Here is a 13351-nt window from a genome sequence, read left to right on the forward strand (position 1 = left end):
CCTAATGCTTTATACGAGTTACATGAATTAAGTGAGTTATTTATAGCGTATAAATATTCACTTAATTTGTGTGTTCGGTCTTATTAATAGTGTCTAATGGCGGCGAAAACTTGTTGAAGTTTTTCGCGGCTTTTAACGCCTGGGCTTGTTTCAACGCCTGAGTTGAGATCCAAACCAAATAAATCTAGTGTTGTTTTCTGGCTAACCGCCTGCGCTATATTATCGATAGACAACCCGCCCGCTAGAAAACAATGACTTAAGTCTTGCCCAGAATCGGCTAACGCTCGCCAATTAAAGGTTTCACCACTGCCGGCATTTTTGCCGTCTAAGACATAAAACTGCGCATTACTTATTAACTCAGGTACTTCGTTTTCGACCGGCAAAGCTTTCCAACTTTGGCAGCCTTTTGGAAGTAATGGCTGCAATGAAGCGATATATTGTGAAGTTTCATTACCATGAAGTTGCACCGCAAATAAGTTTAGCTTGTGTGCAAGTTTCGCCACTTCTTCAATGGCATGATTAACAAACACGCCAACGTAACGTAAAGAGGGAACCTGCTCGACAATCATTTTTGCTTGTTGTTCGTTAACATACCTTGGCGACTTTTCAGCGAAAATTAAGCCACCAAATTGTGCGCCGGCATCAACAGCACTTTGGGCATAGTCAACTTGTGTTAAGCCGCAGACTTTATTATTGCCATAAATGAGTTTACGACAAGCTAAATCAATATCATCTTCTGCCATGATTGAACTACCCACTAAGAAGCCATCAACTGCTGGCGCTAACTCGCGAACTTGTTCGTTGGTATAAATACCCGATTCAGATATAACGATGCGATCAGCAGGCAGTGTCGGCGCATAGTCAAAGGTTCGAGCGATATCGGTGGATAAGTCGCGTAAATCTCGGTTGTTAATACCAATAAGTTTAGCGCCTAAATCAATGGCTCGATCGCGCTCTTCATCATTAGATATTTCAGTCAAGACCGCTAAGTTATATTGCTCTGCGATAGCAGATAAGTCTTTATATTCTTGGTCTGATAAAACGCTTAGCATCAATAAAATCGCATCAGCACCGTAATATCGCGCCAAATAAACTTGATAGGCATCAACAAAGAAATCTTTATTAAGTACTGGACAATTTACCGAGTCAGTCACTATTTTTAAATATTCAAAAGTGCCTTGAAAGTATTTTTCATCGGTTAAAACAGAAATAGCGGCAGCATATTTATCGTAAATCTGGCAAATAGCCTTAGGGTCAAAATTTTCGCGTATTAAACCTTTCGATGGCGAAGCCTTTTTACACTCTAAAATAAAGCCAGCATGCGCGTGACCTTTTTTTCTATCAAGTGCACCGTACATATCTTTTTGAGTGGGTACTAAAGTGTCAATAAATTCACTTAATGGAAAATCAATTTTACGTTGCGCTATTTCGATACGTTTATCAGCAACAATTTTTTCTAATACATTTGCCATGTTATGCCATTGCCTTTGAGTCTAAATTTGAGTTTGAAATCACGACCATATTTTCTAAAGTCGTTAATGCTTTACCTGAAGCTAATACTTCTCTTGCCATGTTAGCGGCTATTTTTAAATCAGTTGCTTTATCATGTAGGTACAATAATGCGGCACAATTAATAATGACGGCGGCATTATGAGCAGCCTTGCCATTACCACTAAGAATTGCGCGAATATACTCAGCATTTTCTTGTGGTGTACCGCCCTTAATATCTTCTAATGTGTAACTGGGTAAACCAAAATCAGCGGGAGAAATGGTTCGGCTTGTACACTGACCATTGGCTATCTCGCTAATTTGCGTTTCGCCGTGTAAGGCAATTTCATCTAAGCCGCTACCGTGAACGACCCAGCCACGTTTAACCCCAGTTAACAGTAAACTTTTTGCCATTACATCGATAAGCGCTGGTGTATAAACACCGAGTAACATAGTGCTCGGTGAAGCAGGATTTACTAATGGCCCTAATATATTAAATAAAGTGCGCACACCCATAGATTTTCTAACCGGAGCTGCATGTTTAAAACCCGGGTGATAAGCCGGAGCATATAAGAAACATAAATTTGTTTGCGCTAAACACGCACTTGCTGTCGTTGGCGACATCATTAAATTGACGCCAAAGGCCTCCAATAAATCTGCGGAGCCAGACATGCTAGAAACACTTCGGTTACCGTGTTTCGCCATTTTTAAGCCACATGCCGCGGCTAAAATTGCCGCGGTAGTTGATATATTAATGGTATTCGCGCCATCGCCACCGGTACCTACACAGTCAGCAACGTTATGCTCTTGCTGTGGAAATGGTGTTGCTGAGCCTCTTACTGCTAGGGCAGCACCTGAAATTTCGTTAGCCGTTTCGCCTTTTATTTTTAAGGCAGTTAATACACTTGCTAACAGTACGGGATCAACTTCACCTTTGATCATATTTTTAAAAAAATCTTCAGCTTCAGTCTGACTAATATCATTTCCATCAACAAGTTGTTGTAAAATTTTACTCATAAGAACCTTCCGCTGCTTTGTGTGGTGAAGCCAGTAAATAATCAATAGTTTGCGCTAATAACGTGCCGCCATAAGTCGTTAGGATTGACTCTGGATGAAATTGAAATCCTAAGGCTACGTCCGTCTTATGCTCAATGGCCATTGGTAAACTGATTTGTTCAGATGTTATATATTCAGCAATAATATCAATGGTATTAGGGACTTCACTTGCTATCAGTGAATGATAGCGCGCCACAGGTAAGGGGTGATTTATCTGGTCAAAAACACCGGTTTGACGATGAGTAATACTCGACGCTTTACCATGGACAATTTCAGGTGCACGGATAACTTTACCGCCATAGTGTTCAACTAAGGCTTGATGGCCTAAACAAATGCCTAAGATTGGATATTTACCGGCACATTTGGCTATTAATGCCATTAAACAGCCGGCTTTATTGGGTTCTCCTGGGCCGGGCGATAATACGAGTAATACTCGATCGGTGGATTTTTGCATTTGTTCAAAGATAAAATCTGCCGATAGAGTGTTTCGATAAATGGTCGGTTCAAATCCTAAACATTGAAATTCATCGACCAAGTTGTAAGTAAAAGAATCGAGGTTGTCGAGCATGAAGATTCTAACATTGCCATTAATAGCGGGTTCTTGATGACTATGCATGATTACTCTCCTTGCACGGGGTGTTTAGGTTAGCGCTGTCGCTACTCGGTGCGGCGGTGATCTCAACAGTAAACCGTTCTGCATGTTGAATGGCATTAATGACCGCTTGTGCTTTTTGCTTGGTTTCATTGGCTTCTGACTGGGGATCTGAGTCGTAAACAACACCGGCACCCGCTTGAACATGCGCGATACCGTGTTTAACAAAAGCAGAGCGGATAACAATACAGGTATCCATTTCACCGTCACCGGTTAAATAGCCAACCGCGCCGCCATAACTCCCTCGACGTTTGCCTTCTACTTCTCGAATTAATTGTGTCGCTTTTACTTTGGGGGCTCCCGATAAAGTGCCCATATTCATACAAGCCTGATAAGCGTGCAGAGCATCAAGATCAAGCGCTAAGGTGCCACAAACTCTAGAGACCAAATGCATAACATGAGAGTAACGGTCAACTTTTAATAAGTCAGCAACATAGCGAGTACCTGCTTGACTAACGCGGGCAATATCGTTGCGGGCTAAATCAACCAGCATAGTGTGCTCGGCTAATTCTTTTTTATCTAATCGTAATTCAAGTTCAATACGACTGTCTAAATCAAGTGAAATTGAACCGTCTTTATTAAGTCCGCGCGGACGAGTTCCGGCAATGGGATAAATTTCTACTTGACGATTTTTATGTTGATATTTTAATGCAGATTCTGGAGAAGCACCAAAAATACAAAATTCGCTGTCTTTTAGGTAAAACATATAAGGGCTAGGGTTGCTTTGCTTTAACGCTTTGTAAGCATTTAAGGTATTTGAGCACTTTAGCGTAAAGGTACGAGAAGGTACCACTTGAAAAATATCACCGGCGCGAATATTTTCTTTTAACTGATTAACCGTGTCACAGAACTGTTGATCTGAGATGTCGCTACTAACTTCACTTTTTTCAATCGGCTTGTCATAAGGTCTTTCTTGAGCAATATATTGTTGGGCCAAAATATTTTTTATATCGGCTAACCGTTGACGAATTGTCACTAGATTATGATTGGCCGCTTCTCCTGAAAAAATATTACCAATAACTTCAGTTGATTGCGCTTCATGATCGATAACCACAACAGTTTCAGCCAAATAATAGACGAAGTCTGGGCAGGTATTATCACCTTGGCTTACTGTCGGTAATTGCTCGGTCATCGACATCATATCAAAGGCGAAGACTCCACCTAAAAATATCGCAAAAGGGTGATTGTTGCGATTTTTAAGCTTATTAAATAAGCGCAAACTTTGAAAAGGATTAATAGCGAGTAAGCGCGATTTTTCATCCAGTTGTTGAGTCAGTTCAGGGAAAATGGCGCTAAGTGTTTTATCTTTAACGCTTAACGTAGCGTGTTCAGCTAAATGCTGTTGCGCAAACTCAAGGGCCGATTGACCATTGTTTGTTAACGCTTCAAACGTAACAAGATTACCATGACAGGTTATTTTTAATGCCGCATCGGTAAGTAATAAGCTTTTTAATTGATGTTTTTTATCAATTTCAGCCGATTCTAATAATAAGTTATTGTCGCTGTTTTGGCTTAACTGGTGAAATATCGCCAGGGGATCGGTCTGATATTTAACGGTTTCTGATAGTGTGGTAACACTTCCAGTTTGCTTATCTATGGTAAGCGTATTCTGATGATTCATATTCTTTCCTAGCTTTTAACGTCTAATTTAAATTAATGGTCAACCTGCATAAATAGGCAATAGCCACCATATAAACCAACTTTTAACGCGCGTAATAATCATGTTTTTCTCGCCATAGTACTTTAGCTTTGAGCTAAAAAGTAAAAAGCCCACTCATTATGAAATAAGCAGGCTTTTTGAATTTTTACGTACAAGTAAACATCACAACCCACTTATGCAGATTTATGCCACCAACAATTCATCGAAATAGTTTGTTTTACTTGTATCATTATTGTCTTCATCTCAGTAAAATTGCCTTAGCAATTAATTCCCCTATAGAAGAACCGATTATGACTGTATTGTCAACCTCTGATTTAGCTGATTATTATAGCCTACGGGTCGATTTGCACAGTCATACCAAATGTTCTGATGGAACACTGACGCCGCAAGAGCTTGTTGAACGGGCGGTTAACTTCCAATTGAATGTTTTGGCTATCACCGATCACGATACGCTTAAAGGTTTATCTATAGCTAAAGATTATATTCTAGAAAAAAATCATCCATTAACCATTATCAATGGCATCGAAATATCAACCAGCTGGCATGGTTTTGAAATTCATATTGTTGGCTTAAACATCGATGAAAATAATGAACAATTACAAACGTTAATTGCCAGCCAGCAAGTAGCAAGAGAATTACGTGCCACCACCATGGGTGAAAAACTCACCAAATGTGGCTTCCCTGGCATCTACGAGCAAGCGAAAGAGCTTGCAGGGCAAGGCTCTATAACGCGGGCACACTTTGCTAAAATATTATTACAAGAAGGCCATGTTGATCATATGCAAAAAGCCTTTGATAAATACATTGGCAAAGGCCAACGCGCGTTTGTAAAGCCAAACTGGTGTTCTATTGAAGAAGCGATTGCCGCTATTCATCACGCCGGTGGTAATGCGGTGATTGCCCATCCGGTTAGATATGACTTATCAACCAAATGGTTACGCCGCTTAGTGGTGCAGTTTAAAGCGGCAAAAGGTGATGGTTTAGAAATAGTATTACCGCAAATGGCTAACGAACAACGAAAATTAATGCTAAGCTTTTGTTTAGAATATGATTTACATGCATCTATGGGCTCAGACTTTCATTATCCAACACGATGGAGTGATTTAGGTCGTAATTTACGTATGCCCGATCAGGTGAAACCCATTTGGGATCTTTGGCCTAACGCCGTTAAGTGAGTTACTAATTGAGCAACATAGGTATACCCGAGCTAGTCGTAAGTGAGTAGTAAGCTTAACAACTGTATTAACACCTAAAGTAACACCGAAATTAACATCAACATCTTAGTGGAGAAAATTTATGAGTCAGTTTTTTTATGTACACCCAGATAATCCGCAAGGTCGTTTGATGAAGCAAGCGGCGGCTATTATTCAACAAGGTGGTGTTATCGTTTACCCTACTGATTCAGGCTATGCTTTAGGTTGTCATATCGGCGACAAAAAAGCGCTTGAACGTATTTGTAATATCCGAAATATCGATAAAGATCATAATTTCACCTTAGTGTGCCGTGATTTATCTGAATTATCTGAGTATACCCGTGTTGATAACAGCGCCTATCGGTTATTAAAAAGTAATACCCCAGGTCCTTATACCTTTATCTTTAAAGGGTCAAAAGAAGTACCTAAACGGTTATTAAATCCGAAAAGAAAAACCATAGGTATTCGGGTGCCTGATAATGCCATAGTGCAAGCCTTACTGGCTGAGCTGCAAGAGCCTATTATGTCGACAACGCTAATTATGCCGGGTGAAGAACGAGCAGAGTATGACCCTGAGCACATTCGCGATATTTTAGAGCACCAAGTTGATTTAATCATTAATGGTGGGCACTTGGGTGAGCACCCAACCACCGTCATTGATTTTTCTGATGATGAAGTGAAAGTTATTCGAGTCGGTGAAGGCGACCCAAGCCCCTTTGAATAACTACAACTTATTATGGATTAATAACGAGTGAGTCAGCCCGCTAATTCAAAAGAAAAAACTATGCCACGAGAGATGGTTCAGCAAGTATTACCGCTGGCATTGATCCGTGGTGAAGTGGTGGTTAATAAGCCAAAAGATTTATTTATTCCGCCTGATGCCTTAGAGGTTATTTTAGAGTCATTTGAAGGACCACTTGATTTATTGCTTTACCTTATTCGTAAGCAAAAATTTGATATTTTAGATATGCCTATTGCGCCCATTACCACACAATATATGCAATACATTGAGTTGATGAAAGAAATTAAAATGGAATTAGCGGCCGAATACCTAGTCATGGCTGCCATTTTAATGGAAATAAAGTCACGTTTATTATTACCAAAACAAGCGGTAGCTGATGAGGATGAAGACCCACGTGCCGAATTAGTACGTCGTTTACAAGAATATGAGGTGATCAAAAGTGCTGCACAACAACTTGATCAAATTCCTCGTCTTGAACGTGATTTTTTTCAAGGGAATGTTGAATTATCTGAAGATTTTCAAGCCGCCGTTTTTCAGGCTGATGTCGATTTAAGTGAACTTGTTAGTGCTTTACAAGGAGTACTTAAACGTACCAAAGCACTCGAACATCACCATATAGAAAAAGAATCTTTATCAACCAGAGAGCGGATGTCATCAATATTAGCGCAGTTAAAGTGTGCTGCCGAAAATAGCTCAGCTTTTGTTGAATTTAGCGCTTTGTTTACAGTCGTTGAGGGCAGACAAGGTGTTGTGGTAACTTTTTTAGCTATTTTAGAGTTGATCAAAGAAAGTTTGATAGAATGTGTACAAACTACCATTTTTGGTCAATTAAGAGTGCGTTTACCAGTATGACAACTGTTGAAAAAATAAAAATAGCTAAACTTATTGAAGCGGCTTTTTTTGTTAGTGATGGACCTTTGAGTGTTAAGCAAATAAAAACAGAGTTATTAGTTAATTATCAGCTAAATCACCAGCAAATTCGTGATGTCATTGGTGAATTGGTGATAAAATATAAAAATTCAGGGGTTAACTTGGTGCAGGTTGCTTCAGGTTACCGATTTGAAACGATTAGTGAGCTTAATGAAGACTTAGCTATTTTTGTTGCTAAGCTCACCAAAGAAAAAACGCCTAAGTATTCGCGAGCACTTTTAGAAACGCTTGCCCTTATTGCTTATAAACAGCCAATAACCCGCGGCGAAATTGAAGAGATTCGCGGAGTAGCGGTAAGTAGTTATATAATGAAAACATTATTAGAAAGAAACTGGGTGAAAGTGGTTGGTAATAAAGAAGTGCCTGGGCGGCCATCGTTATATGCGACCACAAAAGCATTTTTAGATTATTTTTCATTAACTTCATTAAGCCAGTTACCCGAATTATTGCCTATGGCTGATTTAGGCGCTATAGATAAACCTTTGCAAGCATTGGTTTAGTTATAGCAACAGCACCCGTATTAATAAAAATATACAAACACTATTTATTTTAGAGACAGCAACGTAGCGGAAAACACCGTGAAGTTACTGACGTAAAGAGAGTTAAAGCCATGTCTGAAAAATTACAAAAAGTCCTTGCCCGTGCCGGTAAAGGTTCACGCCGTGAAATGGAAACCTTCATTAGTGCTGGTCGTATCAGTGTTGATGGAAAAACCGCTTTTTTAGGGGATCGCATCGAAGGAAGTGAGCAAATTCGTCTTGATGGTCACATCGTTAAGTTAAAACCTAAAGAAGACGATTTATGTCGTGTCATTATGTACAACAAGCCCGAAGGCGAAATGTGTACCCGTAAAGATCCTGAAGGCCGTCCAACGGTTTTTGATCGTTTACCGCCACTAGAGAATAGTCGCTGGGTTGCTGTTGGTCGATTAGATATTAACACCTCGGGTATGCTGTTATTTACCACAGATGGTGAGCTTGCTAATCGTTTAATGCATCCTTCACAAAAAGTTGAACGTGAATATGCAGTGCGTGTCTTTGGCGAAGTCAATGAAGCCATGCTGCAAACATTGCGTGCGGGTGTTAAATTGGAAGATGGACCGGCGAAGTTTCAAAAGATCACTTACAAAGGTGGTGAAGGCCGTAATCATTGGTTTCATGTGGTACTTTCTGAAGGGCGTAACCGTGAAGTTCGCCGTTTATGGGAAAGCCAAGAAGTTCAAGTCAGCCGTCTAATTCGTGTGCGCTATGGCGATATGGAAATGAAACGACAATTACCTAATGGTGGTTGGACTGAGTTAGCTTTACCTGAAGTCAATTACTACCGTAAATTAGTGGGTTTGCCTGTTGAAACACAAAGCAAAGTAAAAGTGGACGAAAAAGTGATGGATAATGCCAAAAGCCGTCGTATTCGCCGCTCAGTGAAAAAACATCAACAAAGAAGTCAACAAGCAACGCGTCGTCGCCGTTAGTCTTTTGTTGATATTGTTGCATAAGCTGTCATTAATTTTTTAAGGGATAAACTTGAATAAAACTTACGTAGAAGATCATGCCTCATTGGTTGTACTTTGTCAGAAACTTGCGCAAGCAGACTTTTTGGCAATAGATACCGAATTTGTTCGTACTCGTACCTTGTATCCTAAATTAGGTCTTATTCAAGTGAACGACGGGGAAAATTTAGCGTTAATTGACCCCGTTGCGATAGATGATTTATCACCCTTTTGGCAGCTACTAACCGATGAAAAAATTTGCAAGGTACTGCATGCTTGCTCAGAAGACTTAGAAGTTTTTCTGACTGCGGCAAATTGTCGTCCGGTTAACTTAATTGACAGTCAAATAATGATGTCGTTTCTTGGTCATGGTTTATCAATGGGCTATGCCGCAATGGTCAACCATTATCTTGATATAGAAGTTGATAAGTCAGAGTCTAGAACCGATTGGATGAAGCGTCCTTTAAGTGCTAAACAGCTTGATTATGCGCAAGCAGACGTCGAGTATCTATTTCAACTTTACCCGCGTATTCGTGATGAACTTGAGCAAAAAGGCTGGCTCGATGCTGCGCAGGAAGAAAGTGATTTACTGATAGAGAAAAAATTTACGCCTATCGATGAAAGTAAATTATATCGTAATATCAAGTTAAGCTGGAAACTCAGCGCTAAGCAACTGTACATCTTGCAACACTTAGCCAGTTGGCGTTTTCAGCAAGCGAAGAGTCGTGATATGCCGATAGGCTTCATTGCCAAAGATCACACCTTGTTTGCTTTAGCGGTTCATAACCCTGATAACGTTGCGGTTATGGCCAACCTTGAAGGCGTCGAAATGCTTGATGTTCGCCACAAGGGCAAAACAATGTTGATGGTTTTAAAAAAGGCTGAGCAAGAAGATTGTGGTCAATACCCAGAGAAAATTTTTCGTCTTGATGAATATCCGGGTTATAAACAAATCTTTAAGAAAGTGAAAAACTTTGTCGCTGAACAAGCGCTAAACGCTGAACTTACCCCTGAAAATTTAGCCTCGAAAAAACAAATTAATCAATTTTTGTCATGGCATTTTAAATTACATAATGCGCCCGAGTATAGTGAATCGATTGATATATTGTCGGGCTGGCGTAAAACCTTGTTCGGTGAGCAATTAAATTTATTCGCTAAAAATGATTTTAAATAAACTGTCTATTAGGCATTTTAAAACACTACAACTAAAAACATAGGTCTACTTTATGCTGTGTACCATTTATAAAAGTACTAAAAAAGCGCAAACATATCTTTTTGTTAAACAACGTAATGATTTCTCATCAGTACCGGCACCTTTGATGTCGATTTTTGGTACGCCAACACTTGTTACTGTGATGAATTTAGCAAAAAAAGAAAAGCTGGCACTAGCAGACATTGAAAAAGTAAAAGCAAATTTAAATGAGCAAGGGTTTTACTTACAGCTTCCACCACCCGTAGAAAACTTACTTGACCAACATAAAACGGAAATGAAAATAAAAAATAACAATGATGATTAAGGAGTGTTACATGTCGTTTTGCTTTGATATTAAAAAATATAGTGTGCTAATGAGTTGTAGTATTTTGCTTTGTTTAACTAGCTCTGCTCAAGCGGCAAAAAAAAATCTAAGCGCAGCGGGTTTTGAGATATATGTTGCCACACTCAAAGTAGAAGCGCTGGACAAGGGCTATGACACGGCACTTGTTAATAACGCCTTTTCACAGGTCAAATTTCACCAGCGTGCGGTAAAAGCCGATCGTTCTCAGCCAGAAACTGTTGAAACTTTAGATACTTATTTACCAAAACGTGTTCCTGACTGGAAAGTTAATAAAGCGCGTGCACTGTATAAAGAACATTTACCCTTGTTAACAAAAATTGGTAAAGAATATAACGTTCAACCCCGTTTTATCGTGGCGTTATGGGGGTTAGAAACAAACTTCGGTAAAATCATGGGTAATTATAATGTTATTTCGGCATTAACCACGCTTGCGTATGAAGGCCGCCGTGAAGTGTTTTTTAAGAAACAACTTTGGGCTGCGTTAACTATTGTTCAACAGGGACATATCAGTGTTAAACAGATGAAAGGCTCTTGGGCGGGTGCTATGGGGCAAAATCAGTTTATGCCAACCTCGTTTGTTGCTTTTGCGGTCGACGGAGATGGCGATGGCAAGAAAGATATCTGGGGCAATTTAGACGATGTGTTTTCGTCTATGGCTAACTATCTTAAAAAAGAAGGTTGGAGCGACGAATTAACTTGGGGTAGACAGGTTAAATTACCAGCAGATTTCGATAAGTCGTTGGCTATCCCTAAAAATACGGGTAGTCGAGCAAACTGGTTAAAAGCTTGGGAAAAAACAGAAAAAACCTTAGCACAGTGGCAAGCTTTAGGTGTTAGGCGTGCCGATGGTACTCACTTACCTAAAGTCGACATTAAGGCTGCACTAGTATTTCCTGATGACGAGAATGGCCGTGTTTATTTAGCTTATAATAATTATAAGAGTCTAATGCATTGGAATCTATCTTATTATTTTGTTAGCTCGGTCGGTCATTTATCAGACAGAATAAAATTTCCACCTATTCAGTAAAATTCATTCGATTCACCAGAGAAAATAAAAGAGAAGATATTTATGAGCGAACAAGCTCCTTTTTGGCAAACCAAAAAATTAGAAGAAATGAGTCGACCTGAGTGGGAGTCTCTTTGCGATGGTTGTGCTAAATGCTGTCTAAACAAGTTTATTGATGATGATGAAACAACCCAGGAAACTGAGTTACTGCCAACCACTTATATCAACGAAGGTGAGCAGATTCATTACACCAATATTGCTTGCCATTTACTGAATGAAAAAAGTTGTCAATGTTCAAAATACGAACAACGTACCACTTTAGTGCCTGATTGTGTGCGCTTAACACAAGAAAATTTAGACGGTGTTTTTTTTATGCCGCCTAGTTGTACCTATCGTCGTCTAAAAGAGGGACGTGGCATGCCTTTGTGGCATCCACTGCTTAATAACGGCAAAAAGACAGCCATGCATAAAGCGGGGATGTCGGTTCGAGGAAAAATAGTTAAAGATGACGATGTAGCGATAGAATATTTTGAAGATTTCATTGTTTCATGGCCGCTAAATGATATCGATTAATTTTATGCTTTGCTTTCCTCTATCTAAAAGGTAAGTGCAAAGAGTGATAGCAACAAGGGTTGACGGCTAACGCTCAATTGAGTCGTGACTCGTTGCCCATGGTTCCAACGCTAATTCTAATTCTAATAAAGTGAAATATAGATGATCATTGATGGTAAGCAGGCAGCTGCTGATTTACGAAAAACACTAACGCTTCAAGTCGCCCACCTTAAAAAAGATAAGGGAATTGTACCAGGCTTAACTGTGGTACTCGTTGGGGAAGATCCAGCAAGTGAAGTTTACGTGCGTAATAAAATAAAGCAGACACGTGATGTCGGCATGATTTCTAACGAAATTAAATTGCCTCATGACACTAGCCAAATACAATTATTAGCCGAGCTGCAACAGTTAAATAGTGATGATGCGGTGCACGGTATTTTAGTACAATTACCCTTGCCAAAGCACATTGATGAAAGCGTTATTATTGCGGCTATTGCTCCACATAAAGATGTTGATGGTTTTCATGCGATGAACTCGGGTCGCTTGTTAAATGGCGAGCCAGGCGCATTAGTGCCTTGTACGCCGCAAGGCTGCATTATATTGGCTAAACAACATTTAGGCGAAGACTTATCAGGATTGCATGCGGTTGTCATTGGTCGCTCTAATATCGTTGGTAAGCCTGTTGCTTTGTTACTTCTACAAGAAAATTGCACAGTAACCATTGCTCATTCCCGCACTAAAAACCTAGCAGGTATTTGTCATCAAGCCGATATTTTAATTGCGGCGGTTGGCCGAGCTAATTTTGTTCAAGCCAGTTGGGTAAAACCAGGCGCAACTGTTATTGATGTCGGTATTAACCATATAGAAGATGAGAACGGCAAAGCTAAACTCGTTGGTGATGTCGACTTTGCTAATGTTGCACCGGTTTGTGGTGCGATAACACCGGTACCGGGTGGCGTTGGCCCAATGACCATTGCCTGCTTATTGAAAAACACCCTTATAGCCGCAAGCACTAATGGTTAATTTT

At 39.9% G+C, this 13351-nt stretch carries 14 protein-coding genes; 10 read left to right on the forward strand and 4 right to left on the reverse strand.

Annotated elements, in window-relative coordinates:
- Positions 1 to 83: 83 nt before the first annotated feature.
- Genes trpCF through H4J69_RS01130 form a run of 4 tightly spaced genes read right to left on the reverse strand, consistent with a single transcriptional unit; the run spans position 84 to position 4817 of the window.
- Entirely contained in the window at positions 84 to 1472 is a 1389-nt protein-coding gene (gene trpCF / locus H4J69_RS01115) for a bifunctional indole-3-glycerol-phosphate synthase TrpC/phosphoribosylanthranilate isomerase TrpF (protein WP_182215718.1), read from the reverse strand.
- A gap of 1 nt (position 1473) precedes the next feature.
- A complete protein-coding gene (gene trpD, locus H4J69_RS01120; protein WP_182244409.1) occupies positions 1474 to 2505 on the reverse strand; it encodes an anthranilate phosphoribosyltransferase in 1032 nt (343 codons plus the stop codon).
- Positions 2498 to 3160 (reverse strand): aminodeoxychorismate/anthranilate synthase component II, encoded by a 663-nt coding sequence (locus H4J69_RS01125; protein WP_182230087.1) that lies wholly within the window; start codon positions 3158 to 3160, stop codon positions 2498 to 2500. The genes trpD and H4J69_RS01125 overlap by 8 nt, the downstream gene beginning before the upstream one ends.
- Positions 3153 to 4817 carry an anthranilate synthase component 1 gene (locus tag H4J69_RS01130; RefSeq protein ID WP_182244410.1) on the reverse strand — a complete coding sequence of 555 codons (1665 nt, stop codon included), beginning with the start codon at positions 4815 to 4817 and terminating at the stop codon, positions 3153 to 3155. Before H4J69_RS01130 ends, H4J69_RS01125 begins: the two co-directional genes overlap by 8 nt.
- Before the next feature lie 329 nt (positions 4818 to 5146).
- Here H4J69_RS01130 and H4J69_RS01135 point away from each other — a divergent pair, with 329 nt between their 5' ends.
- The 10 genes from H4J69_RS01135 to folD all read left to right on the forward strand — a co-directional run bounded on the left by H4J69_RS01135 (position 5147) and on the right by folD (position 13347).
- On the forward strand, positions 5147 to 6031 hold the full coding sequence (locus tag H4J69_RS01135; protein WP_182244411.1) for an RNase RNM: 885 nt from the start codon (positions 5147 to 5149) through the stop codon (positions 6029 to 6031).
- 121 nt (positions 6032 to 6152) lie between these two features.
- Positions 6153 to 6773 carry an L-threonylcarbamoyladenylate synthase gene (locus H4J69_RS01140; protein ID WP_070374004.1) on the forward strand — a complete coding sequence of 207 codons (621 nt, stop codon included), beginning with the start codon at positions 6153 to 6155 and terminating at the stop codon, positions 6771 to 6773.
- Between the two features lie 60 nt (positions 6774 to 6833).
- Positions 6834 to 7643: a ScpA family protein gene (locus H4J69_RS01145; RefSeq protein ID WP_182215747.1), complete on the forward strand. Its 810-nt coding sequence runs from the start codon at positions 6834 to 6836 to the stop codon at positions 7641 to 7643.
- Positions 7640 to 8221, forward strand: a complete 582-nt coding sequence (gene scpB, locus H4J69_RS01150) for an SMC-Scp complex subunit ScpB (protein WP_070374003.1) — start codon at positions 7640 to 7642, stop codon at positions 8219 to 8221. Before H4J69_RS01145 ends, scpB begins: the two co-directional genes overlap by 4 nt.
- Positions 8222 to 8331: 110 nt before the next feature.
- Positions 8332 to 9192, forward strand: a complete 861-nt coding sequence (gene rluB, locus H4J69_RS01155; RefSeq protein WP_070374002.1) for a 23S rRNA pseudouridine(2605) synthase RluB — start codon at positions 8332 to 8334, stop codon at positions 9190 to 9192.
- A gap of 52 nt (positions 9193 to 9244) precedes the next feature.
- On the forward strand, positions 9245 to 10384 hold the full coding sequence (gene rnd, locus H4J69_RS01160; protein WP_070374001.1) for a ribonuclease D: 1140 nt from the start codon (positions 9245 to 9247) through the stop codon (positions 10382 to 10384).
- Between the two features lie 52 nt (positions 10385 to 10436).
- Positions 10437 to 10727: a YcgL domain-containing protein gene (locus H4J69_RS01165; protein ID WP_182215728.1), complete on the forward strand. Its 291-nt coding sequence runs from the start codon at positions 10437 to 10439 to the stop codon at positions 10725 to 10727.
- A gap of 10 nt (positions 10728 to 10737) precedes the next feature.
- Positions 10738 to 11793, forward strand: a complete 1056-nt coding sequence (locus tag H4J69_RS01170) for a lytic transglycosylase domain-containing protein (RefSeq protein WP_182244412.1) — start codon at positions 10738 to 10740, stop codon at positions 11791 to 11793.
- Between the two features lie 42 nt (positions 11794 to 11835).
- Positions 11836 to 12345: a YcgN family cysteine cluster protein gene (locus H4J69_RS01175; protein WP_182244413.1), complete on the forward strand. Its 510-nt coding sequence runs from the start codon at positions 11836 to 11838 to the stop codon at positions 12343 to 12345.
- 141 nt (positions 12346 to 12486) lie between these two features.
- On the forward strand, positions 12487 to 13347 hold the full coding sequence (folD, locus tag H4J69_RS01180) for a bifunctional methylenetetrahydrofolate dehydrogenase/methenyltetrahydrofolate cyclohydrolase FolD (protein WP_182244414.1): 861 nt from the start codon (positions 12487 to 12489) through the stop codon (positions 13345 to 13347).
- Positions 13348 to 13351 lie beyond the last annotated feature (4 nt).

The sequence above is a fragment of the Colwellia sp. BRX10-9 genome, assembly GCF_014077405.1.
Taxonomy (GTDB): Bacteria; Pseudomonadota; Gammaproteobacteria; order Enterobacterales; family Alteromonadaceae; genus Colwellia_A.

What these genes read in the sequence shown, in the direction of transcription:
- trpCF (WP_182215718.1), bottom strand. Translation starts at nt 1,472, where the DNA reads ATGGCAAATGTATTAGAAAAAATTGTTGCTGATAAACGTATCGAAATA.
- trpD (WP_182244409.1), bottom strand. Translation starts at nt 2,505, where the DNA reads ATGAGTAAAATTTTACAACAACTTGTTGATGGAAATGATATTAGTCAG.
- H4J69_RS01125 (WP_182230087.1), bottom strand. Translation starts at nt 3,160, where the DNA reads ATGCATAGTCATCAAGAACCCGCTATTAATGGCAATGTTAGAATCTTC.
- H4J69_RS01130 (WP_182244410.1), bottom strand. Translation starts at nt 4,817, where the DNA reads ATGAATCATCAGAATACGCTTACCATAGATAAGCAAACTGGAAGTGTT.
- H4J69_RS01135 (WP_182244411.1), top strand. Translation starts at nt 5,147, where the DNA reads ATGACTGTATTGTCAACCTCTGATTTAGCTGATTATTATAGCCTACGG.
- H4J69_RS01140 (WP_070374004.1), top strand. Translation starts at nt 6,153, where the DNA reads ATGAGTCAGTTTTTTTATGTACACCCAGATAATCCGCAAGGTCGTTTG.
- H4J69_RS01145 (WP_182215747.1), top strand. Translation starts at nt 6,834, where the DNA reads ATGCCACGAGAGATGGTTCAGCAAGTATTACCGCTGGCATTGATCCGT.
- scpB (WP_070374003.1), top strand. Translation starts at nt 7,640, where the DNA reads ATGACAACTGTTGAAAAAATAAAAATAGCTAAACTTATTGAAGCGGCT.
- rluB (WP_070374002.1), top strand. Translation starts at nt 8,332, where the DNA reads ATGTCTGAAAAATTACAAAAAGTCCTTGCCCGTGCCGGTAAAGGTTCA.
- H4J69_RS01165 (WP_182215728.1), top strand. Translation starts at nt 10,437, where the DNA reads ATGCTGTGTACCATTTATAAAAGTACTAAAAAAGCGCAAACATATCTT.
- H4J69_RS01170 (WP_182244412.1), top strand. Translation starts at nt 10,738, where the DNA reads ATGTCGTTTTGCTTTGATATTAAAAAATATAGTGTGCTAATGAGTTGT.
- H4J69_RS01175 (WP_182244413.1), top strand. Translation starts at nt 11,836, where the DNA reads ATGAGCGAACAAGCTCCTTTTTGGCAAACCAAAAAATTAGAAGAAATG.
- folD (WP_182244414.1), top strand. Translation starts at nt 12,487, where the DNA reads ATGATCATTGATGGTAAGCAGGCAGCTGCTGATTTACGAAAAACACTA.